General features: G+C 65.9%; 23 protein-coding genes and 1 tRNA gene. All 24 read left to right on the forward strand.

Annotated features, from left to right (window positions below):
- Window positions 1-412 precede the first annotated feature (412 nt).
- Window positions 413-799 carry a hypothetical protein gene (locus ACFWY6_RS27135; RefSeq protein ID WP_384695384.1) on the forward strand — a complete coding sequence of 129 codons (387 nt, stop codon included), beginning with the start codon at window positions 413-415 and terminating at the stop codon, window positions 797-799.
- A 1,334-nt stretch (window positions 800-2,133) separates the two neighbouring features.
- Window positions 2,134-3,975 carry a phage/plasmid primase, P4 family gene (locus ACFWY6_RS27140; RefSeq protein WP_384695387.1) on the forward strand — a complete coding sequence of 614 codons (1,842 nt, stop codon included), beginning with the start codon at window positions 2,134-2,136 and terminating at the stop codon, window positions 3,973-3,975.
- Window positions 3,976-4,026: 51 nt separating this feature from the next.
- Complete coding sequence (locus tag ACFWY6_RS27145; protein ID WP_384695390.1) at window positions 4,027-4,197, forward strand: hypothetical protein; 171 nt, start codon at window positions 4,027-4,029, stop codon at window positions 4,195-4,197.
- Between the two features lie 312 nt (window positions 4,198-4,509).
- Complete coding sequence (locus ACFWY6_RS27150; protein WP_384695392.1) at window positions 4,510-7,683, forward strand: hypothetical protein; 3,174 nt, start codon at window positions 4,510-4,512, stop codon at window positions 7,681-7,683.
- 179 nt (window positions 7,684-7,862) lie between these two features.
- A complete protein-coding gene (locus tag ACFWY6_RS27155) occupies window positions 7,863-8,357 on the forward strand; it encodes a hypothetical protein (protein WP_384695395.1) in 495 nt (164 codons plus the stop codon).
- Between the two features lie 5 nt (window positions 8,358-8,362).
- Window positions 8,363-8,692, forward strand: coding sequence for a VRR-NUC domain-containing protein (locus tag ACFWY6_RS27160; RefSeq protein ID WP_384695398.1), 330 nt, complete (start codon window positions 8,363-8,365; stop codon window positions 8,690-8,692).
- A 151-nt stretch (window positions 8,693-8,843) separates the two neighbouring features.
- Window positions 8,844-9,347 carry a hypothetical protein gene (locus ACFWY6_RS27165; RefSeq protein ID WP_384695401.1) on the forward strand — a complete coding sequence of 168 codons (504 nt, stop codon included), beginning with the start codon at window positions 8,844-8,846 and terminating at the stop codon, window positions 9,345-9,347.
- On the forward strand, window positions 9,344-12,334 hold the full coding sequence (locus ACFWY6_RS27170) for a helicase-related protein (protein ID WP_384695404.1): 2,991 nt from the start codon (window positions 9,344-9,346) through the stop codon (window positions 12,332-12,334). Before ACFWY6_RS27165 ends, ACFWY6_RS27170 begins: the two co-directional genes overlap by 4 nt.
- A gap of 338 nt (window positions 12,335-12,672) precedes the next feature.
- Window positions 12,673-13,149 (forward strand): hypothetical protein, encoded by a 477-nt coding sequence (locus ACFWY6_RS27175; RefSeq protein ID WP_384695407.1) that lies wholly within the window; start codon window positions 12,673-12,675, stop codon window positions 13,147-13,149.
- Window positions 13,150-13,350: 201 nt separating this feature from the next.
- Window positions 13,351-13,593, forward strand: a complete 243-nt coding sequence (locus ACFWY6_RS27180) for a hypothetical protein (protein ID WP_384695410.1) — start codon at window positions 13,351-13,353, stop codon at window positions 13,591-13,593.
- Window positions 13,590-14,177 (forward strand): hypothetical protein, encoded by a 588-nt coding sequence (locus tag ACFWY6_RS27185; protein ID WP_384695413.1) that lies wholly within the window; start codon window positions 13,590-13,592, stop codon window positions 14,175-14,177. Before ACFWY6_RS27180 ends, ACFWY6_RS27185 begins: the two co-directional genes overlap by 4 nt.
- Window positions 14,178-14,614: 437 nt before the next feature.
- Complete coding sequence (locus ACFWY6_RS27190) at window positions 14,615-14,830, forward strand: hypothetical protein (protein WP_384695416.1); 216 nt, start codon at window positions 14,615-14,617, stop codon at window positions 14,828-14,830.
- Window positions 14,827-15,258 carry a hypothetical protein gene (locus ACFWY6_RS27195; protein ID WP_384695419.1) on the forward strand — a complete coding sequence of 144 codons (432 nt, stop codon included), beginning with the start codon at window positions 14,827-14,829 and terminating at the stop codon, window positions 15,256-15,258. Before ACFWY6_RS27190 ends, ACFWY6_RS27195 begins: the two co-directional genes overlap by 4 nt.
- Window positions 15,255-15,641 carry a hypothetical protein gene (locus ACFWY6_RS27200; protein ID WP_384695422.1) on the forward strand — a complete coding sequence of 129 codons (387 nt, stop codon included), beginning with the start codon at window positions 15,255-15,257 and terminating at the stop codon, window positions 15,639-15,641. Before ACFWY6_RS27195 ends, ACFWY6_RS27200 begins: the two co-directional genes overlap by 4 nt.
- 14 nt (window positions 15,642-15,655) lie before the next feature.
- Complete coding sequence (locus tag ACFWY6_RS27205) at window positions 15,656-16,279, forward strand: hypothetical protein (RefSeq protein ID WP_384695425.1); 624 nt, start codon at window positions 15,656-15,658, stop codon at window positions 16,277-16,279.
- 58 nt (window positions 16,280-16,337) lie between these two features.
- The gene (locus ACFWY6_RS27210; protein WP_384695427.1) at window positions 16,338-16,571 is read left to right on the forward strand and encodes a hypothetical protein; all 234 of its coding nucleotides are present in this window, start codon (window positions 16,338-16,340) and stop codon (window positions 16,569-16,571) included.
- Between the two features lie 126 nt (window positions 16,572-16,697).
- Window positions 16,698-16,762, forward strand: a tRNA-Arg gene (locus ACFWY6_RS27215).
- Between the two features lie 601 nt (window positions 16,763-17,363).
- Entirely contained in the window at window positions 17,364-17,786 is a 423-nt protein-coding gene (locus tag ACFWY6_RS27220; protein WP_384695430.1) for a hypothetical protein, read from the forward strand.
- A gap of 142 nt (window positions 17,787-17,928) precedes the next feature.
- Window positions 17,929-18,129, forward strand: coding sequence for a hypothetical protein (locus tag ACFWY6_RS27225; RefSeq protein ID WP_384695432.1), 201 nt, complete (start codon window positions 17,929-17,931; stop codon window positions 18,127-18,129).
- A 14-nt stretch (window positions 18,130-18,143) separates the two neighbouring features.
- On the forward strand, window positions 18,144-18,275 hold the full coding sequence (locus ACFWY6_RS27230; RefSeq protein ID WP_384695435.1) for a hypothetical protein: 132 nt from the start codon (window positions 18,144-18,146) through the stop codon (window positions 18,273-18,275).
- Between the two features lie 229 nt (window positions 18,276-18,504).
- Window positions 18,505-19,101 (forward strand): hypothetical protein, encoded by a 597-nt coding sequence (locus tag ACFWY6_RS27235; RefSeq protein ID WP_384695437.1) that lies wholly within the window; start codon window positions 18,505-18,507, stop codon window positions 19,099-19,101.
- 417 nt (window positions 19,102-19,518) lie between these two features.
- Window positions 19,519-19,893 carry a hypothetical protein gene (locus ACFWY6_RS27240; protein ID WP_384695440.1) on the forward strand — a complete coding sequence of 125 codons (375 nt, stop codon included), beginning with the start codon at window positions 19,519-19,521 and terminating at the stop codon, window positions 19,891-19,893.
- 599 nt (window positions 19,894-20,492) lie between these two features.
- Window positions 20,493-21,785: a cytochrome P450 gene (locus ACFWY6_RS27245; protein WP_384695443.1), complete on the forward strand. Its 1,293-nt coding sequence runs from the start codon at window positions 20,493-20,495 to the stop codon at window positions 21,783-21,785.
- Window positions 21,719-23,023 carry a cytochrome P450 gene (locus ACFWY6_RS27250; RefSeq protein ID WP_384695446.1) on the forward strand — a complete coding sequence of 435 codons (1,305 nt, stop codon included), beginning with the start codon at window positions 21,719-21,721 and terminating at the stop codon, window positions 23,021-23,023. Before ACFWY6_RS27245 ends, ACFWY6_RS27250 begins: the two co-directional genes overlap by 67 nt.
- Window positions 23,024-23,071 lie beyond the last annotated feature (48 nt).

The raw sequence follows: 23,071 nt of genomic DNA on the forward strand, positions 1-23,071 counted from the left end.
ACTCTTTTAACCTGGTCTTTTGGGGCGGGTGGATTCTTTTTTTTAACCTGGCGCGGGTGGGGGGGGCGCCGCCGCCCCCGCGGGCGCGCGGCGCGCGGGCCCCCCCCGGTTGGGGCGGGTTCGTGGGGCGGGGGCGGGGGGGGTGGTGCTTGGGGCCTGCCGGGGGGGGCGGGCGGGGGCCCGGCCCGGGCCGCCCCCCCGGGCGGTAAGGACGCGTCCGCGATGCAGTGAGCGAGGTCCTCAGCCTCTTGTAGAAAAACGATGGTGCCCTCCGTGCGGGACCGGCGGCATTTCAGCCGCCGGTCCCTCGTGCAGAGGGCATGCTCGTGGTGACCCGGGTGATCCGGCCACCGGGGGTGTGACTGAAAGTAACTATTCAGTCATACTCGCCAGGAGAGGAGAGGATCTCATCATGGCTATCGTCAGCACCTGCACGTACGACTCACGAGGACAGCTCGTCCGTCCCGACACGCTCGACATCAGCCGTGCGAAGATCCGTCTGGACCTCGACACTGGTGAGAAGCCCACCTTCGATCGCGGTCACACGCACGTCTTCGTCGTCTCCGACATGGGCGTCACGGCCGAACAGGCCTGTGAGCGCGTGAACTCGAGGCTGCGCCGGTTCTTCGATCGCGCTGAGGCCGTTCGCGGCTTCCGCAAGATCACGATGAAGAAGAGCCAGAGCAAGAACCGGCTCAACCTCAACACCACGATTTCCTACGAGATCCTCTACGTCGTCGAAGCAGACGAGCGATCCCGTAGCCGCAGTCCCGAGTCCCCCAATGCGGGATACCAGTGAGGCTGGAGCACGGTCACCCCGGGGTGATGCGCGCCTTCCACGCCTCGCACTCATCAGTACATGCAAAGAGGCCGGAGAATTCCCTTCCCACGGGGATGCTCTCCGGCCTCTCTGTTTTCACGTTCCAGTGCAACATCGATCACCTGGCGTCAACGATAGCAGCTGTCGTGGATAACTCGCAATGAGCAGCAAATGCCAGTCAAATGCCCTCTCGCGTCGAGTGGAGCCTCATGGATGAACGACTCGGACGGAGTTCTGACTAGCGCCACGAGGACGTGTCAGGAGCCTTCTGTGAGCCTCGGGACGCCGGGGAGTGTTCCATGCGGCTTCCAGTCCCGCTGAGGCTCGGCCGCGCCGCCTGGGGGCCGCACGGCGGCTCGGCGCGGAAGTCTGCCTCGACTTGGTCGCCGGGGGAGCATCGGGCTGACGGCTGTACCACGAGACGTGGTACAGCTTTGAAATCGCTTCTGAACTGGACAAACACCTGTACCGCGAGGCTCTTCCCCGCTTCGGGTGTACCACGTGGGAGCGCCGACGTGGTACGCCGTTTTGCCTGGTCAGTCAGTGGTTCCCGCCCGTGTACCGCGAGTACCACGTGTTTTTGACCGTTTACATAGGGGCGCGTTCGACGGCGATCCAGGCAGCTCCAGCCCCAGCTCGCCAGTCTGCTCTCTTATCCCCCCTGCGCGTGTATCTAGGCTCTATTTCCTGGTACAAGTGGTACAGGGGGTATGTAAACCCTTCCTGACCTGGGTAAATATATGTACCACGTAGAGAGTGCCACGTGGTACACCCTGCTCTTGAACTCCCGAAATTCCTGCTCTGACCTGGGAAAACAGGTGTACCACGTCAAGTGGTACACGCTCGGATGCCTCTAGAGGGTATGCGGCCGTCGGGATTCTCCTGGAGCGCTTCATGTCGATGCTGTGGGGGCCGGGGGCTCGCCGGTCATAATAACCCCCCGGCCCCTCGACCGCTGGCGGGGCGCTACCCCCCGCCCGCGGGCGCGTGGTCGAGCATGAGAAGCCAGTGGCTCCGTGGGGGCATACGCCCAACGGAGCCATTGGATTCTCACGTCCCGCCCGGGCTTGCGACGCGTATGGCATGGCCGTGGCGGTCGCGCGCCCTCTCCAGTCCCTGTCGGCAGCCCTTTCGCAACCTCCTTTGGTGACCGTTTGTACCTCAGTCGGCTCTCTTATTGACTGGCAGCTCAATCGTTGCAGAAGGGCACTCGGATGGCGTAGGGTCAAGATCGCGTTCCATTCGATTACGAGTCCAATCGGCTTCCCACGTATCGCCGACAGGGACTCGATCACGATCGAGAAAGCAGCAACATGACGCCTCCTGATGCCCTCATGTGCGTACCTGCCACCGGTTCCAGCGCCGGACCGCGCACCAACCCCGTCGCCGACGTCCTGGCCAGCGTCATGGGGTACTTCTCGAACCGCGACGACATGGCTCCGCAGAACGAGATCGTCACTTACGTCACCGCCGCCTACCTCGACCAGATCGACCCGACCGATCCTCCGACGCCTCGCGTGCTGGAGAAGGAGCTGCTGGCGATCGTGGGCGGCGTCATCAAGGCCGAGAACTTCAAGGCGGCCGCGGCCGCCGAGAAGTACCCCCTGCCGAGATATCTGACGTACTGGCAGGTCGCGCAAATCCTCCTGCGTCTGCACCACGTCATCCGCATCGCGCCCAACGCGAAGGACACCGACCGCGAGTACGACCTGCTGGCGATGTATCAGGCCGCGGGCCGCGCGCGCGGGACGTACACCACCAGCGAGGACGACATCCGCACCACGGCGCGCATGTACAACACTCAGCTGACCCTCAAGGAGTTCGCCGAGGTCCTGGCCGTTTTGCGCGAGGACGGCCCGCGTTGGCACCAGAGCACGAACCGCGACTTCATCGCCGCGCGCAACGGCATCGTCTTCTACGGCACCGAGCCGCTGGACGTCACGATCTTCGGCAAGGACTTCCACTTCGAGCCCAAGCAGGTCCACCCCTTCGACCCCGCCATCGTGCTGCTGACCAAGAACGACGTCGACTACGTGGGCAACGCCCCGCAGCAGGTCATCACGCACCTTGAGGACGGAGACTGGGAAGTCGTCGCCTGGATTGAGGAGCTCTTCGACCAGCCCGGTGACGAGGGCCTCGCCGACCTGATCTGGGAGATCATCGGCGCGATCATCCGGCCGCACGTGCGCTGGGGCAAGACCGCCTGGTTCTACTCGGAGCAGGGCAACAACGGTAAGGGAACGCTCTGCGCGCTCATGCGCAACCTCGTTGGCAGCGGCGCGCACACCTCGATTCCCCTCTCGGACTTCGGCAAGGACTTCGCGCTCGAACCGCTGGTGCGCGCCAACGCGATCATCGTCGACGAGAACGATGTCGGCACCTTCATCGACAAGGCGGCCAACCTGAAGGCGATCGTGACCAACGACGTCATCCAGATCAACCGCAAGTACCGGATGCCGATCGCCTACCAGTTCTTCGGCTTCATGGTCCAGTGCCTGAACGAGTTCCCGCGCGTGAAGGACAAGTCCGAGTCGTTCTACCGCCGGCAGCTCTTCGTGCCCTTCACCAAGAGCTTCACCGGAGCCGAGAAGAAGTACATCAAGGACGACTACCTTCAGCGCCACGAGGTCCTGGAGTACGTCTTCTGGTACGCGGTCAACCGCGCCGGCGCGTCATCTCCGGGTGACTACTACCAGCTCTCAGAGCCGGTGGCCACCAAGGCAGTCCTGGCCGAGTACAAGGAGGCCAACGACCCCGTGCGCGCCTTCTGGGAAGAGTTCCGCGGGCGGCTGGTCTGGGACCTGGCACCGTTCACGTTCCTCTACGACCTGTACAAGGCCTGGTTCGCCGAAGTTTCGCCGTCAGGCTCCCCGGTGAGCAACAAGCAGTTCATCACGGACCTCGTGGCGATCGTCCGGCCGGATGCCCTGTGGCACTGCCCGGACAAGAACCGCAAGATTCGGCCCGGCCAGATGATGAGTAACCCCGAGGTGCTCATCGCCGAGTACGAGCTGAAGAAGTGGATGCACCCGAGCTACACCGGCAGCGATCCGAAGAAGAAGTCCCAGCCAACGCTGCAGGCCAACTACCGCGGACTGCTCCGGCAGACGGGCGCATCCACTCCGACCGACGACACCACTGACGAACAGAACTGATGCACCCACCGAATACACCGCCCGCCGCCGTCCACAGAAAGCGTGAGAGCAGTGCGCAAAATCGAAATCGAGCTTGACGGGCGCACCCTGGATACCTTCGAGCGCCTAAGTCGGGCCGGATTCGGCAGCGTCGAAGAACTGGCGCAGCGAGCCGTCGAAAACTTCGCAGTGGAATTCGGTGCAGTCGCACTACAAATGACTTCCGAAGAATGTGATCAGTGATGCGAGCCATCCCCGGACGCATCGTCAACGTCACCGACGCACCCCGTAACCGCCCTAACTGCACCTCGAATTGGCTCAAGGCCGTCTGACCACGGCGATGTCCGACGTCGCATGCGAGCGGCGGATCACCAACCTCATCGTCCGCTCGCAGATCACGACGCTCACCGCGGGCAGGCCCGGCTCATGAGTGAGGCGTCCCGGCGCATGAATACCCCGCGCCGGCGCTCTCCTCACGACTCCCTCTGAGGCCACGCGCGCCTCCTCCACAGACACCGGCCGGGATGGTCGGACTGACGAAAGGAGATCCCCACCATGACCGCACAGCGAACACCCGTCACGGCCTCGAAGGCGCGCTTCGCCTTCTACGACATCGAGTCGTTGTCGGACATCTTCACCCTGTGCGCCTACACCCCGCAGCCCGGCAGAGCCGTCGACGACCTGGAGATCTTCTTCCTCGCCGACGACCAGCAGCTCGCCGACGCCGTGGACCCGCAGGCACTCTATGAAGCCGTGGTGCGCTCCAACCCGGGCCTGCCCGCGGTGAGCATCCAGCTGTGGAACCTGCGTGGTGAGCGGGGCAACCTCCGCCTCGCCGAGCTGATGGGCCTCTCGAACGCGGACCAGGTCAACGACCGCAGTGAGATCTCGTCCTATCCGGCGAGCCTGCGCCCGGTCTGCGACACGGATCCCGAGTACGACCCGCTGAAACACCCGTTCCTGGCCGGGTACAACTCGCTGAACTACGACATGACCATGCTCGCGCTGTACCTGATGGAGACCTTCCCGGCTCCGCACTCCGGTCGTCTTGTCCAGCCGACCACCGCGCGCGAGATGCGCGAGCACAACGACAAGCTGTTCAACGAGCACATCGAGTACATGCCCGGCTACCTCGGCTGGGACGGCCCGGCCGCCAAGATCCGCCGCGCCATGATGCACTCGGGCCGGCACCTGGACGTCGCCCGTCTCAACGAGCTGCAGACCAAGGTAAGCCTCAAACGCCTGCTCGGGATGCTCGGCCGCCAGATCAAGGAGTCCGAAAAGCTCAGCCACGACACCTCGATCGCCACGATCGAGGATCTGTACGAGCTGTTGGCCTACAATGTCTCCGACTGCCTGGGTCTGGCCCAGCTCTTCCAGCACCCGGCCTACGCCAGCAACTTCGACCTCAAGGCCGGCCTGCTGGCGCAGTACTCCGAGACCGTCTACGCCAAGAACAGCTCGGTGCGCCGGGACCGTCTGACCATCGACTCGTCCTCGGCAAAGTTCGTCGGCCGCATCCTCGCGCCGTACACCTCGCTGAACGACATGGAGGCCGTGTCGTTCCTCTATCCGGCCAAGGAGGTGGCAGAGGAGCAGAGCATCCCCCAGGTCAACGTGCTCGACGAGTGCGTGCGCTTCTTCGAGAAGAACGTGGCCCTCGACCCTGCCAAGGACTCAGCCGCGACGCCAGCACAGGCGAAGGCGCACTGCCAGTTCATGCAGGTCGTCAACTACTACCGCTCGATCGAGGGACAGAACTTTAACGACTCCGAGGAGTACCGCGACCTGTTCGACCTCCCGGCCAAGTCCTTGCGCGAGCTGCCGAAGGCGCCGAACAATGTGCCCTACTTCCACCGTGACGCCTCCCCGTCGTCGTGTTTCGCCACGTTCAGCACAGGCGGCATTCATGGCGCGGAAGCGGACATGACAGTCTTCGACGCCGACTCCTTCGAGCACCGGGAACAGGCAGCCATGATCGGCCTGGCCAAGCTCTTGTACCCGGAGGCGAGGGACTTCGTCGCCGAGGCCAGGCGCCAGCACAACCTGCTCGCGCTGCCCGACGGCACGGCCGTCGACAAGCGGCTCGTGCTGCTGGGCTCGGACCCGAAAAGGGTGAGGTACCGCAAGCCGAAGAAGGACGACCCGGACCAGGCTGGGCAGCTCGCGCGTGCGCAGGCCCAAGTGCCGGATCCGGCCCAGCTGCTGGACACTCAGCGTCCGGACGCCGAGGCGATGCACGTGTGCCTGACCGACGGGACCGTGCTCGACGGCAAGGTCGTCCTGGCCGTCACCTCGGCGGCCAGGGCCGTCTATCGCGATGAGCCGGCGAAGAAGGCACCCGCGCTGTTCACTGCGAAGGCCGACATGTCCACCAAGCTGCACCCGAGGTTCGCACGGACCTCGGCAGGCCTCGTCGTCCACGAGGACTTCACGAGCTACTACCCGAACCTGCTGCGCAACATGAGGGCGTTCTACAACCCCGAGTTGGGCGAGGACCGCTACACGACGATCTTCTTCGAGAAGGAGCGCCTGGGCTTCGAGATGAAGAAGCCGGGGATCTCCGCCGAGGAGAAGGCCGGGCTCACGACCTTGCGCAACGGCACGAAGCTGATCCTCAACTCGGCCTCTGGAGCTGCCGACGCCGCGCACCGGACCCCAATCAGGATGAACAACCGCACCATCTCGATGCGGATCATCGGCCAGCTGTTCAGCTGGCGGATCGGGCAGGCCCAGACGCTGGCCGGCGCGCGGATCATCTCGACGAACACCGACGGCCTCTACTCCGTCGTCGGCGGCGAGAACGGCTTCGATGCGGCGACCAACAACCGGGTGCTCGCCGAGCAGCAGGCCGCCATCGGCATCGACATCGAACCGGAGCTGATGTTCCTCATCAGCAAGGACTCGAACAACCGGCTCGAGCTGGAGTCGCCCAGTGAGGACCGGAGCGTCGCCGACAGCCCGATCATCAGCGCCTCCGGCGGGACGCTGGCCTGCCACGCGGGTCCTACTCCGACGAAGTCGCTGGCCCACCCGGCCGTGATCGACTTCGCCCTGGCCCGCTACCTGCAGACCGTCGCCAGCAGGGGAGAGGAGGCTCTCGCCGAGCCATTCGATCCCGTGCTGGGCCGGAAGATGATCGAGGAGGCGATTGACCCGGCCGATCCTGTGCGGACGCTGCTGCTGTTCCAGAACGTCCTCGCCGCCTCACGTGTCAAAATCACCTACCCGTTCGCCGCCGATCCGGTCAGTGCCGGGCCCGACCGTGACGACAACGAGGACACCAATGCGCAGCTGGTGAACCCGCGGGCCCTGCACATGGTCAACCGGGTCTTCATCGTCCGCGGCGGCACCATCGGTGCCGTGAGCCTGCACAATGCCGGCGCATGGAAAGTGACCCCGGCCAGCCAGAGCAAGCGGCGCGAGTCCGGCAGTGCTGGGGTGCGACGTGACCCGATCGCGCTGGAGATCCTGCGCCACCACGGGTGGGCGAAGAACCGCAGCGAAGCCAGCACCTCCGACGGCCTCACGCTGCTGCCCGATGACCAGGACGTCGTGATCCGCCGGATCAACGGCATCGACCCGTGCTGGTCGGTGGTCGTCGTCAACGACGACCTTCGTACGCTGCCCGCCTCCCGGGTCGAGCCGCTCATCGGGGCGCTCAATCTCGACATCTATACCCAGATACTCAACGAGACGTTCACCAAGAACTGGAAGAACGCCGCCTGATTAGCTCCCCGCACCGCCATCGGACACGCAGGGTGCCGGGCCGCGCCGACACGACGCTGCTCGGTGCCCGAGTCGCCTTTGAGATGAAGGCGAGTCTGGCTCGCCATGGCAAGAGAATCGAGAGACGTCATGTTCCAGACCACACTTCCCGTCCGCACCATTGAGGGAGGCGACGAGTCGTGAGTGCAACGACCGAACCAGTCCAGCCCGGTCAGCGCTGGCGGCGCAAAAGCGACAGGGTCCTGACCAAGGTCCTTTACGTAGATTCACCCTTCCAATTCCGGCGCCGGGTCCATCATCGAGCGCAGCGTCGGACGATCACCGAGCTTGACTCGTTCCTGAAGAAGTACGAGCTCGTGTCCAATGCCGTGCCGACCGACACCTCCGCCCAGGACGACGACGCCCAGGTCCAGCAGGAGGAGAACACGACCCGCGAGGGCATCCTGGTCCGCCCAGGCCAGATCTGGGAGGACCTCGACTCCCGGCAGAAGAAGCGCCGCGTCGTCGTTGTGTCCGTACAGAGCGGCAGGGCCCGAATCCGGGCGCACTACGGCACGAGGCTCTCGGCTCTCAGCGTCTCCCGGATGCACAAGCATTCCACCGGCTTCCGGCTAGTCGCGCCCGGTCAGCTGAGGTACGGGGCGCCGACGGTTCCCTCGGACGATGAGATGTAGCGCTGATGGCTCGCACGAACGAGAGCGCCATCGAGGAATACCTCCTCAGCCAGTGCCGGGAGCACGGCTTCCTGTGCCTGAAATTCGTCTCACCAGCCCGCGGGGGAGTGCCCGACCGGATCGTCGTCGCTCCCCGCGGCACCGTGTTCGTCGAAGTCAAGCGCCCCGGCGGCCAGCTGCGGAAGCTGCAACGGCTCACGCACGCCAAGCTGCGCCGACACGGGGCCGAGGTTCACGTCGTCGACGACAAGCCGACCGTCGACGACTTCATCGCGAACCTCCTCAGGACCTCACCCAACCAAGAGAGAGCAGCACCATGCCCCACAGATACATAGGTGCGTCGTGAGCGAGCCTCGCTACGCGTGCCGTCGGTGCGGTACGTGGAAATGCTCCGCCTGCGACGGACAGCGGGCGAACACGGACATCCGGTACGTCAACTACCCCTGCAACCGCTGCCAGGGCCTGACCGGGACCCTCATTCCGACCATGCACACGGCCAAGATGTGGGGCACGCACAACGACGGCCCGCTGCCGATGGCGTACCCCTACGGCGAGCGCCCTCTGGCCGGGGAGTGGGGCTCTGGGTTCGGCAGCCGGGATGCTCCGCAGCCGCAATACCGGGGCGTGCCCGTCCCGGCGAACATTCGGTTGAACCCGGAGTCGTTCCAGCGAGGCGTGGACGCGGCGCTGGAACGTTACGGCATTCCCGCGGATACGCCGCTGGAGGTGACTTTCGACGAGTCCGCTCAGCCGCAATTCGACGTTATACGCGCGACTGAAGCCGAGACCGAAGCTGATCACACGCCCCAGGCACGGGAGTTCAGATACGAGGTCTGCCAGCGACCCTTCAGCGCTGTGGCTGCTCTGAGCTCGCGTCAGCGAGTCCACCTCGATCGTGCCGCGTCGGTTCCCGTAACCAGAACGAACCTCGACATCGCTCCCGAGGCTCCGCAGAAAGCGAATGAACCCTCACCCGAGGAGAAGGGATGACCAGCGACATGACTACGGCTACTGCTCCGTCCCCGATCTCGCTGATGCCGCATCAGCAGCAGATCCACGACTTCCTCGTTGACCATCCCTTCGCGGGCGCGTGGCTCGGCGTCGGAGCCGGCAAGACGCTCACAACCCTCAGTGTCCTGCAGACGATCCGCCCGATGGGTCACATCCTCGTCATCGCGCCCGTGGCGATCGCCCGCTCCACCTGGATCGACGAGATCGAGAAGTGGGGCTTCCCCATCCGGACGAAGTCGCTCATCGTCGACGAGGACGACAGGAAGCTCTCCAAGGCCAAGCGCCTGAAGCGCTTCCAGGAGGTCGCCACCGATCCGCCGACGATGTACTTCATCAACCAGGAGCTGCTGACTCAGCCGTCCCAGGAGACAAAGCTGATCACGGCGGTGCCAGGCGCAGTGCCTGCCCCGACCGTCTCGCCGGAGGCGACGGCGATCCTGGGTCTGCTCCAGGCACGGGGGCCACTGAGCCGAGACGAGGCCATCACCGAGTACCGTGCTCTGGTCGCCGGCAACGCCAACAACCGGGTCCCCGCCAAGGCCAAGATCCGCGCCTGGATTCAGGAGTTGCTCAAGTCGGCCCTGGTGACGTGGGAAGCCTATGACTGCCGAACCTGTTCCGGCGCAGGCTGCGCTCAGTGCCGCTTCGGTCTGGTCGACCAGCTGCCGGTCCAGAACATCAACGGCCGGAACACCATCATCTGGCCCTTCCAGACGGTCATCATCGATGAGTCCCAGGGTTTCAAGTCGCACGACTCGCAGCGCTTCCTTGCCCTGGCGACGGTGCGGCCTGCCATGAGCAGGCTCATCGAACTGACAGGTACGCCTGCGCCGAACGCATTAACCCTTGACACCCCGATCCTCACTCCCACCCGATGGAAGCCAATGGGTGACATGCGGCTCGGAGACCGCGTCATCGGATCCGACGGCAAAGCCACCGAAGTCGTGGGCGTCTGGCCGCAAGGCGATAAGCCCATCTTCCGCGTCACCTTCAGCGACGACACCTTCGTCGACTGCACCGAGGACCACCTCTGGGCAGTGAACAGCCGTAGTCGCCGGGGCAAGGGCCTTGGCCCGTTGGTCATCGCCACCGGCGATCTTAAGAAGAGAAGGAGCCGCAGCCGGGCAAACAATGTCGAGGTCGGACTGACAGACAAAGGCGGCGCTCCCCGATGGACAACACCTACAGTCGCGCCGGTGGAGATGCCTTCGCGGGACGTCCCTCTGGATCCGTACCTGCTGGGCGTCCTCCTCGGCGACGGGCACATCGGTCACACGATCGCCTTCACCACCCTGGACGATGAGATCAGGCAGTACGTCGAAGTAGCACTTCCCCGGGGTATGCAGCTGACCCACAGGGGCTATCGATCTGACTCGAAGGCCAGCGCCTACTACATCACGTCCGGCAAACGTGGCGGGAGCCTACCCGGACCGATCCGCGGCACTGTACCCAACCCGGTGAAGACAGCCCTGCGTGACCTCAACCTCCGTGGTCTGAGGTCCTGGGAGAAGTTCATCCCCGAGACGTACCTGTGGAACGACGAGACCACCCGAATCGAACTGCTGCGAGGCCTCTGTGACACGGACGGAAGCAGCAAGACAAATCAGGGATCGACCTCGCAGTTCAGCACCTCTTCGCCCCGATTGGCAGAAGAGGTGGCATTCCTCATCCGTTCACTGGGTGGGTATGTGACGCAGCGTGTCGAGCAGCGGGAAGGGCCGCAGGTGATGCCTCCGGGGCACACGTCTCTGATGCGCCCGCACTACGCCCTTTCGTTCGGCATGCCAGCCAACCCCTTCCGTCTGCCGAGGAAGGCAGACAACTGGCAGCCACGCTGGCGTATCAAGGAACGGGCAATCCGCTCCATCGAGCCGATCGGCATCGCGCCAGCGCAGTGCATCACGGTCGCCGCCGATGACGGGTTGTTCGTCACGAAGGACTTCGTCGTGACGCACAACTCGCTGCACGACCTCTGGAGCCAGGTCTACCTGCTCGACCAGGGCCAGACGCTGGGTCAGAACATCACCGCGTACCGCAATCGGTGGTTCACGCCGAAGATGGTGCCCGGCACGACGACGCCGGCGAAGTGGATCCCCACGGCGAACGCCGAGGCCGAGATCCATCAGGCCATCTCGCACCTGGTGATGAGCGCGCAGAACACGGACCTGCAGCTCCCGGCGCTCAGCATTCAGGACGTCAACGTCACGCTCCCGCCGGACCTGCTCCAGGCCTACAAGGACTTCAAGCGCGACCTGGTCCTGGACATCGTGCAGACCTACACCGACGACGACGGGAAGCTGACGCAGAGCGTCGAATCGATCGTCGCCGAGAACCAGGCGGTGCTGACGAGCAAGCTGATGCAGTTCGCCTCGGGCACGCTCTACACCGCGGATCCTGACGACCCGACCACGAAGGGCCGGTACGAGGTCATCCACGACAAGAAGATCGAGATGACCGAGTACTTGGTGCGGAACAACGGCGGCGAGCCCGTGCTCATCGCCTATCACTTCAAGTCCGACAAGGAGCAGCTGCTCACGCGGCTCCGGAAGGCCGGCATCGACGCGCAGGCCTTCGACGGCTCGCGCGACATGGTCCGCCGGTGGAATGCCAAGCAAATCCCGGTGATGGTGCTCCACCCTGCCGCCGCGGGGCACGGTCTGAACCTGCAGCACGGCGGCTCGACGATGATCTGGTACACGCTGCCGTTCTCGCTCGAGCACTACCTGCAGACCAACGGTCGGCTCTTCCGCACGGGCCAGACGAAGCCGGTGACAATCCACCGGCTCATCGCCAAGGGCACGCAGGACGAGCGGATGCCCTCGGTGCTCGCCGGCAAGCAGCAGGTCCAGGACAACCTCATCAAGGCCGTCTCCGGAGACTTCAACGCCGAGCAGGCACTCCTCGCTGCCCTGGAAGAAGAGATCCGCGAGGACCTCAACGACCTCTGGGCCTCCGAGCGGGTCTGACCTGCACTCACTCAACAGCCCCGCTGGGATCCCACGGCCGGGCCGTCACCATCGCGCACGACCGGAGCCGATCACCGTGATCGTCTTCGCGCCCGCCCCCTTCGCCCACGACGGTGACGAGATCACCGGGACCGAGAAACAGGTGCTCGACGAGTTCCACTTGGGCAAGTTCGTTGGGCTTTGGGGCAGGTCCCCATCTCGCTGACGAAGTGCTGGTCGTCGCCCCAGACGGATGCGTCGGGGAGTCGACAGGCGGCGAGGTCGCCTACGCCGAGGAGCGCGGCAAACCCGTGACATTCATCAGCAGGCGCGAATAGCGCTGACGGAAGGATCCCCTCATGTCGTTCGAGATCTACCACCCCAACCCGAACAAGGGCCGTCGTACCAGGGGTCCCGCCAAGATCACCGTCACGCACGCCGAGAACGGGCGTTCGCAGATCTCACTGTCCGCCGCGGCACGCGACTGGTTGCGGCCGACCCCCGGTCGCAGCGAGGCACGGTGGCCTGCAAACCAGCCGACGATGAAGCTCGTCATCCTGATCGACCGCGACGCGAGGAAGATCAAGCTGCAGCGCGCTGAGGAAACCGATACCGGAGACCACGTCCACGATGTCAAGGGCCTGAGCCACACCGGCACCGCCTACATCACCGGTTGGCGACTTGATGAGCAGCTGGGCCTCGACGAAGGCCACTTCCTGGCCGAGCTACTGCCCGACCCGGACGACGACGCCGATACCGCAGTGCGCGCCATAGTCGTCGACGCCGCCGTCAGCACGCCGATCAAGAGGCGTCAGCCGACTGCAAAGAGTCAGTGACGCGGCCCTGACCCCGACGCCCGTAACCGCCGACGAGCAAGCACGCATCGAAGAGATGCGCCAGATGATCGATGAGAGCGTCACCGTCGTCGGGCCGTGAGCCCCTCGTGGGCATCGACATCGCGGGATGGCTCCCATCCCGCGCGCAGGAGCAGTACCTGCGTCGCTTCACCGATCTGACTCAGGATACGAGGCCGTCGCATGACTAGCACCAACAACGACACTGCCGTCGTCACCAGCGCCGCCCCTGCACCCCTGCCTCGGTCCGGCGGTGCTTGGGCCCGCGACCTCGGCGATCAGTACAGCAAGCTCGCCCGGACCTCGACAGACCCGCAGCAGACTGAAGCCAACGCCGCCGAGGCGCGCACGTACTACGACATCGCGGACCGTATGGACCGCGCCATATTCGACACCGGCCAGCCCGGAGAGGAGCACAAGCCGTGACTGTCACCAACCACGAGAAGTACCGCCCGCCGGCCGAGGAACGCTGGACCGACGGCATGCGCACTGAGCCCGTTCGGATCGCCGCGCGCACCGAGTGGCTGTACAGCGAGTACGACCCCAGAGTGATCGTCCCGGAGAGACGCACGCGCCACGCGTTCTCGCGCAGCGCCAAGGTCACCGCGTCCGATGTGCCCAGCCCTTACGAGTCCATGCAGGGCCTGGCCAGCCATCTGCACCGCGCTGTCGCCGCCTTCGGCGACGACAAGGACCTGGTCATCGAAGTTCGGCTCGCCGATGACGACAACACCCGGGTCTTCGAAGAGTTCTTCTCGCAGGAGCTCCCCATCAGCTTCGATCCGACGCGAAGCGTCACTCAGCCGGGGCGGAGCAGACCGACCGCTGAGAACACTCCTGCTCCCGCCGCCGAGCCGCCCAGCTCGGAGATCACCCCTCGGGGTACCGCATCCTGCCGATCGGCTACCGCGAGTCCTCCGTGTTCGGCATGGAGCACTTTGAGCCTTGGGTCTCCCGGCGCGGGATGGACCCCGAGAGCGGCGAAGACCTCTGGGCCGTGGTGCACATAGGCGCGTGCCTTGCTGCTGACGGCGCCTGGGAATACGAGCCGCCGCCGTCATTGCGCAACGAGAACTGACTGGCGCGCTGCCTGTTCAGCCACAAGGAGGCTCTCTGCCGGGCAGTCGTGGCCGTCAACCAGATCAAGTTCAACAGCCGGACGTTCGCCCAGTGGAACAAGCACTATGCGTCGCGCCCAGCGTGACCCTCTCGGCTTCGCCCCCTACGGGCGTTGGCCTCGGGGGTCTGGGTCGGCATAGCCGACCCGGGGGCGGGACCGATACCGGAACGGGCCGGTTGTTCGTGCACCCGGCCCGCTCCCCTCTTGTCCATCGACGTCTAGGCAGTGGCGTTTCCGAGTCCCGGTGATGCACCGAGCAAGACGCGTCGCAGCCACCGGCCAGACGGGAGGGCGACGCTGATCGCCGATGCCCCGGGCAAGACATCGATGAGGCCCCTCAGGGCACCAGCCGGGACACGCATCGGCCGCCAACCAGACGCCTACCGCCACGTCACTGAGAAGCTCGGCTACCAGCAGACCCCGATGTTCACCGTCAAGTTGGAGGGGCAGCGGACCGTCCAGTGGGGCGGGCACCGCATGGACATGCTCGTCAGGCTCTGTGCCGAGGGCGTGGCGTCCGACCACAAAGAGGCTTCGCGATGACGGCCACTCAACCCACCATCAGCATCGAGCTGACCGAACGCCAGCAGAGCGCCACCCTCGACGCGTTGTACGACAAAACCGCCGAGACCGACCGGTACCTCAGCTCCTACCGGGACACCGAGAAACCCGGACCGCTCGACAGTTGCTGCGCGGCGCACCTCGCCCGCTTCGAGGAACGCAGCGCCCAGCGGGCGGACTTGCTTGAGCGCAAGCAACACGTCTGCAGCGCCATCGACATCGTCGACGGGGCTGTGCCTGCTGCCTGGGACAACGCAGTACCGCGGGCCCTCGCGGACGCCTCGCGCGACCGCGAAGACGACGAGCCCGTGCAGGCAGCCAAGTGGCTGGCCGAGCACGAGAACGACGACGAGCTCTGGAGCCTGACAAGGGCTACGAGTCCCGCTCGTCCCTGGCGATCGGCCGGGTGACCCGGCTCGCCGACGACGGTGAACCGCTGATCGTCTACGTCGGCAGCACCGACGAGACCCAGGTGACCTTCGGTGAAGCACTGGTCATCCCGCTGGCCGTGTTCGAACAGCTCACCGGGTGCGAAGAGATCTCCCTCCCCGACGCGGAACCGGACTCCGTCCACGGCTACTTCGGCCGTCCACTGCGCGCCGGCGACTCGGTGCTGATCCCTGAAGGAGCGACGACGGACCGCATCGCGGCGAGGTCGCTCTCGATCGCCGATGGCATCGCCGGGCGCACCGAGACCATCGTCAGGATCGGCACCGACGGTCTCGTCGCCCTGGTCTCGCCCGACGCCGGCGACTTCCCCGCGGATCTGCTGATCCGCACCAACGAACGTTGACAGACAGGCACCCCATGACTTCTCTGCCCGAGGCCGCCCCGCACATTCGCTCTCTTGTCGCCATGAAGGAGCACGCCGACGACGTCTGGAGCATCGCCGCCTCCATCGGCGCTGAGCCGTCAATGTACTTCCCCGAGCAGGACGGCAAGGCCGTCCCGGAGGAGGGCGCGTGGATCATCGTGGTCGAGGAGCCGATGACCGAGCTGCGCTCGAGGTTCCGCGTCCCTGAGCTGTCGATGTGGCGTGCCCGTCCGCACCAGCTGAGCTCGGGCGCGATAGCCGTCGGCCACGGCAAGCAGGCCGCCACGGTATACCCCAAGCAGGCGGTCATCGCCACGCCTCGGGGAGATCTGCACCTGTGGCCGCACGAGTACGTCGTCGCCGACCGCCCGATGGAGCTCGCGTCGGATCCCGAAGCGACCCTCAACTCGCTCGGAGGGCAGCCAGTGCTCGACGAAGAGGAGCTGTTCTACCTCATGAGCCGGGGCATCCCGCGCCACGAGGCCGTGATGCTTCTGTTCGAAAAGGTGACGTCCCTCGACTCCGTCTACGTGACGTTTCCCAAGGAGGTCACTGACGTCCTCGCTGGCGCAGGCCAGAGCCTGCGCCGGCATATGGCACTGAACCCCCGCGCCTAACTCCACCATCGCGCACAGCATCCAACCCACATCACGCCCTTCTAGGGGGGACTGCCCCATGACCCGCACGCAGAAGATCAAGCAGTACCAGGTCGACCAGTGGAAGAACACGCTGGAGCAGATGCTCGAAGAGGGCGACTTCAGGCAGGACGGCCGGCCCCTGAGCCCAGCGGGTATCGCGGAGCGCAAGCGTGAAATCGCGATGCTACGCGGACTGAACACCCTTCGCGTGGGCCAGGTCATCGATCTGGACACCGTTCAGCCCATCTACGAACACCCCAAGGAGGGGTGACCGCAACCCCGGGAGCCGATGAAGCAGGGCGCGCCGTTGGCTCGCTCGCCCCCCTCTCAAGGGGGAGACCGCGGGTGAATCCCGCCGAGGGTACGCACCACCGCGCACCACACGCGCGCTCGCTCCTGTCATTCAACGGAAAGGACACCGGATTACGGATCCGGAGATCGGGGTTTGAATCCCCGCACTCAACTCACCGCTTCCCCAAGAGTGGTGGCCCTGCCCCGCCGGGACGGGATAGGGGACCCGCGCGGCCCCTCACCGCGCACCGAGCAGATGCTCCGCGTAGACACCACACCAGAAGGGGGCGACGTGTGAAGACCATCCACGCCGCTGAGCTGCCAACGTGGGGCGCAGCCTGGCGGACGACACTCACCCTCGGCGAGGCCGCCGACCTCATCGGATTCGACTTGTACGGGGACGACGACCTCGGCACCGAACTGATCCGGGCGAGAGTGCCGATCGACGAGATCGGCCTCCTGCACACGCGGGAGGAGATGGAAGCCAACGACGCCGAGGACCGGTTGATGCCCCTGGAAGCTGGGCTCGACGCCTGTGCGCACGAAGTGCCGCCGGTGGTGGTTCTGCCCGGCGAGGGCCTGCGCGACGGCGCACACCGGACCGCCCTTGCCGTAGAGCGGGGATGGACCCACGTAACCGCCTACGTTCCTGTCCCCCACGCGCGAGCGATGGGGGACGGGGAGGTGGGCCTGGCGGCCAGGACATCGTTTCCGGCCCCCAGCGGTACCCGTCGGGCGGCCGACCGCCTCGTCATAGACAAGGAAGCAGCACATGGAGCAGCCGGCCGACCAGCCGTCCGTACTCGCCCAGTTCACGCCTTCGCTGCGTGTGGAGCGGTTCGACGAGGTGGTGCAGTACGACGACGCGATGACGGCGAAACCGCCGCAGCGGACGTACGAAAAGGTATGGCAGGGGCGGTGCGGCCCGGACTTCATTGTTGAGGACGGCGAGGACAGCGGGACCGTCCGGCCCGTCAGGCTGCGCGTCCGATGGTTTCAGAACGGCGACGCTACGCCCCGCTGGAACAGCATGGAGGTAACCGGTCAGATGGTCCTGCCCGACGGGTGCCTGCGTCGGCTTCCCGTCCGGGAGATCTGGACGCACTACCACGCCGAGCTGGGGCAGATCCCCGACTGGTTCCTCCAGTTCGTGAGTGCCAACCCCCCGGCAACGCGGACCACCACGCAGGTTTGACACACAGCGTGACCTGGCTCCTTGCAGTCCATGTACGCAAGACACCTGGTCGTTCAAGCCGGGATCGGGATGCGAGTTCCCGCAGGAGTACTCGACTCGCTCGACGTCCTGTCCTGCCCGACCACACCCAAGGAGCCCGCAGTTGGCCCCCTACCGCCGTCGGCCGAACGTCATGCTCGCCGCGCCGGTCGCCACCCTCTCCACCGCGATCGCCCGCCACCTGTGCGCCGACCCCCTCGGCCGACCGGATCCGGCCTGGCACCGCCTGGCCCATCTCGTCACCGAGCGGCTCTTTCCCGGCAGCGCCCACCACACCGTGACCTTGGCCCCCCCCGGGACCTGAAGGACCTGCTGGCCGTGCTGCTGGACATCGCCATCGACTTCTACGACGGCACGCTCTCGCCCGAGGCGTGCGGCTTCACCGAGGCCGACATCCAGGAAGCCATCGACGTCCACCACCACCACTACGGCCCGCTCCTGGACTGCTGACGGCCCCCGCGACAGGCCAATCAGTGGTGATCGACCTCAGTGACCACGATGGGTAGTGCGAAGACCCGCTTTGAAGCCCGAGCGTTGGGCCGGCACAGCCGGCTCGGGAGCTAAAGAAACACCCGCCTGCCGGTGGGGCCGTGCTGGAACGACCAGCCAGCTCCACGGGCAGTTTCTCTGCTGGCCCCAGCCAGCTGCGTACCCAGCAAGATCAAGGAGCAGCGCCTTCATGACCGATCACGATTGGGGCAACCCCATCACCGGCGAGTTCGCCGACGCGCAGCTACCCGAACACCCGAACGGGGAAAACACCGTGTCCAGTACCGCGATTCCCGAGAAGCTCATACGCGCCGTCACCGACGCCTACCTTATGGCCCTCAGGCAGGGGGAGCTTCACGCAGCGCTCGCACTCATGACGCAACTGGCCAACACGTACGGTCTGGTAGCCGTCCGCGGCCTCGCCGCAGAGCTCGCCATGGACCTTCACACCCTCTGTCCGTCGCGCTTCCGTACTGCCTTCGGCGGCGCGAACCTCTCCGCTCTCGCCCCCGCGGCGGACGACGACGCGCTCACGACCCTCGATGTCGCCTCCAGGACCAACCGCCTCATGGGGCGGGGGCAGGTCACAGCTGCCGACTTGGAGGACATCGAAGTCCAGATGCGCGTCACGGAAACCGTCCGCCATGCCGTTCAGGCGGCACTCAATGCCGCTGCTGGGCACAGCCGTTCGGCTGCGGCCACTCAGTTGGGTGCGCTGACCACGCCCCGCGAGTTGTCTGCGGCCGTGGCCCTGCTCACCAACGGGCTTCGGGTCGTACTGCCGTAGGCGCACGCCATGAGCCCCGTGTCTGCCCGCCCGCAAGCTGGGCTACCGCCTCGCGCTCGACTACAAGCAGGACCAGCGCGGCATCCAGGGCACCCACCGCGGCACCGTCATGATCGACGGCACTCAGCCCGCCCGTTCATCCCGCCCGCCCTCAGGGACGCCACCCACCGCCTGGACGACAGAGAGGCCCGCTGCCCGGACACGACCACCACGACGCGAATCGTCAACCGGAAGCCGTACTTCCTGCACGTCAAGCAGAGCCCCGATCGCACCAGGGCGATCCGGCTCGCCTGCCCGGCCGCTGGCACCTCGCCGACCGTCAACTGCCCTCGCAGGGCCACCGTCCACACTCCGCCACGGACCATCGACCTGACCGACCCGCGGGAAAGGAGCACTCACCCTGCCGCCCGTCCCACCGTGATCACCACCATCCGCCCCGGTGATCTCGGCACGATGGAGAAGTTCCGCCAGGACCCGCCCTACCTCACCGATGCCTGGTCCAGCACGTTCAAGGTCATCAGGGCCCAGACGGAGGGCATCAACGGGATCTTGAAGGGGCGCAAGGTCGACATCTCGGAGCCGAAGAACCGGCTTGCGCACGGCCGTGTCGCCCAGACCCTCCTGGTCGCTCTCATGGTAACCGTCGCGAACCTGATGATCCTGGACGCCTTCTGCCAGACCAGCCGCGGCGAACACCTCCCGGCCACCGCCCACGACAACGACACCCTGACCGGGCCTGATGCCCCTCGACCCCAGCCGACCGGACGCCCTCCGCCCCGGACACCACGATGATCCGGAAGTGAACAGCCACACGAACCGCCGCCACGAGACCTCCCCGGTCCCGCAGCCACACCATCGCGCGCACCCCGGCATTGGCCACCCCCGGAAGACAGCCCCGAGAGCCCCGGAAACTGCCGATCAGCCCCGGTCAGCCCTCACAGCACCCCCGAAAACTGCAAGATCCCGCCCAATCGACTCGATCGGACGGGATCTCGGGAAGCAACCTGAGCGAACTCAAGAACTTCCCCGCTTCGCGACAGTTTCTCAAAGCGCACTCAATCACCGGACCGTGCGTGCAGGGGCGGAGCAGTCGGAAGATCTGCCGGACCGCGTCTCACCTTGTTTACATTTGTTGACAGTCGGGGTGCTCCAGCACCAAGATCTGGTCCGACCGGGTTGCACCATCGGCGGCCACGCTCGCGCGGCTCACCCAGCCAGCGATGGCGACCGCGCGCATGACCTCCTGGTCCTGCCGTCGACGGCTCCGACTCTTGAGGAACGGTGTTGGGATGTCCCACCCCTATGACGACGTAGCTGCTGGTGCCATTCCGCTGTTACCTCCGCCGGACTGCCCGGCACATGCGGACCGGATGCCCCTGACAGGCCGCTATATGACGGACGAACTTGCCGGCCTGTACGAGCAGATGCGGGCAGCACATGGCAACGTCGTGCCCGTCACGCTCGATGGCGGCGTACCGGCATGGCTGGTCATCGGCTACGCCGAAATCACGGAAGTCTGCCGCCGCGAGGAACTCTTCAGCCGGGACTCGCGCACGTGGCGTGAGTGGCAGGAGAACCGCATTCCTGCTGACTGGGCGCTGCTTCCGCAGATTGCCTACCTGGAGAACGCCAGGTTCATGAGCGGGGATGAGCACCGTCGGCTGCGAAGCATCCTGTTCGCCGGACTCTCCCGGGCGGATCAGGGCCAGATCCGCCGTTTCATCGAGCAAGAGGCCGATCGGCTGATCGACCGGTTTTGCGCGAGCGGCCGGGCCGACATCATCGCCGACTACGCAGCGCCGCTGCCCCTGTTGGTCATGCTGAGCCTGATGGGGCTGCCCCCCGAGGCAGGCCAGCAACTGATGGCTGCTGTCGCGCAACTGCTCGCCGGGCGCGAGGACGCCCAGCGCGCCAACGCTGTGATCAACACAGTCCTGGAGCGCGCCGTAGCCGAGCGCCGCGCACGGCCGAGGAACGACTTCATTTCCTTCCTCACCCACGGCCCCGTGACGACCAGGCCCCTGAGTGATCAGGAGGTGGTCAATCAGGCATGGCTGACCACTGTGGCTGCGGCCGGCGCCGCCACGAACTGGATCGCCAACGTCATGGAGCAGCTGGTGCGCAAGTCGCGGCTGCACTCCCTGCTCGCGGCCGGGACGGCAACCATCGACCAGATCATGACGGAGGCGCTGTGGGAGAACCCTCCGGTCCAGAACGTGGCGGGTGCCTACGCGCGCCGGGACGTCGTCCTGGGCGGCCAGGCCATCGCCCAGGGCGACATGCTGGTCCTGGGTCTGGCCGGAGCCAATGCCGATCCGACCCTCACCCGCGGCCTGGACCGCGACGCCTACACCCTGACCAATGAGTCCCACATGGCGTGGGGAGCAGGAGCTCACACCTGCCCCGCTCAGCAAATGGCCAGGGTCATGGTCCGCACGAGCATCGGACGCTTCCTGCACCGCTGCTGGGCCCCGTACCTCGACGACGTCGACCAACCACTGGACTGGGGCCCTTCGGTCATCGTGCGGGCTCTGCGCAGTCTGCCCATCGCCTTTGACCCCAGCCCCCGCCGCGGCGCGCCTCTCGCGCCGGACGCTACCGCCCTTGGAGACACTGCATGGACCTCTCGCTCCCTGTTCCCGCACACGATGCTGCAGGAACTGACCGCCTCGGCCAGGAGCTGACACTCGCGTCCCCCATCGCGGCCCTGGACCTGGACGCCCTGGACCCCCATGCCGAAGGCGCTGCACTGCGAAAGGCCGGGCCGGTGGCGCCGGTTGCGCTGCCCGGCAGGCCCGGGGACCGCGTCATGACGGCGTGGGCAGTCACCGACTATGAGGTGGCCCGGACCATCCTGGATGACGACGACACCTTCGTGAAGAACCCCCAGGCCTGGCACGCCTACCGGGATGGGCTGGTGCCGAAGCGCTGGCCGCTGCTGAAGGTGATCGCCGCAGGCACCTTGCTGAACTACGACGGCGCCGACCACCGGCGGCTGCGGAGGCTGGTCACCAGCGCCTTCACCCACAAGCGGATCACGGAACTCACTCCTCGTATCGAGGAGATCGCCCACCGGCTGGTGGCCGAACTGCCCGTGCGCCAGACATTCGACCTGCGCGCTGGCTACGCCTTCCGCCTGCCGATGGAGGTCATCTGCGAACTTATCGGCCTCGACGCCCGGTTAGACCAGCAGAAGCTGGCCGACGCCTTCGACCGGTTCCTCAACAGCCACACCACCGAGGAAGAGTTCGAAGCCGCACAGACTGCCGTCGCGGAGGCGCTCGCAGCACTCGTCGCACGCAAACGCGCCACTCCGGGGGAAGACCTCACCTCGGCGCTGCTCCAGGCCCACGACGAGGGGCACCACCTCAATGAACAAGAGCTCCTCGAAACCCTGTTCCTCCTGCTCATAGCCGGCTTGGAGACCACGCAGAACCTCATCACCAACGCCCTCGTGAATCTGCTCGACCATCCGGATCAGCTGGGCCTGGCCCTGGACGGCGCCGTGGACTACGCCGCGGTCGCCAAGGAGACGCTGCGCTACGACTCTCCGCTGAACACCTTGATGTTCCGGTTCGCCCGGCGGACCGTCCAAGTCGGTGACGTCACCATCCAGGAAGGTGAAGCAATCCTGTTCGCCTTGGCGGCGATCGGCCGCGCCCCCTCGCTGCCCGATGCCGACCGCTTCCGTGTGGATCGTCCGGCCGCCGATATGCGCCACCTCTCCTTCAGCCATGGGGTGCACTATTGCCTCGGCGCCCCGCTCGCCCTGATCGAGACCGAAGTCGCCCTGCGGGTGCTGCTGGGCCAGCGCCAGATCACCTCGCACCAGAGCCGCGCCGAACTGCCCCGGATTGCCTCCCTGTCCACACACTGCGTCGCATCCCTACCACTCACCCTCGCCCACAAGGACGCCGACTAAAGAGCTTGTGATCACGGTGTGGGGGGGGGGGGCGCCGCCCCCCCACCC

Origin of the sequence: Streptomyces sp. NPDC059037, assembly GCF_042740015.1 — a bacterium.
GTDB lineage: Bacteria > Actinomycetota > Actinomycetes > Streptomycetales > Streptomycetaceae > Streptomyces.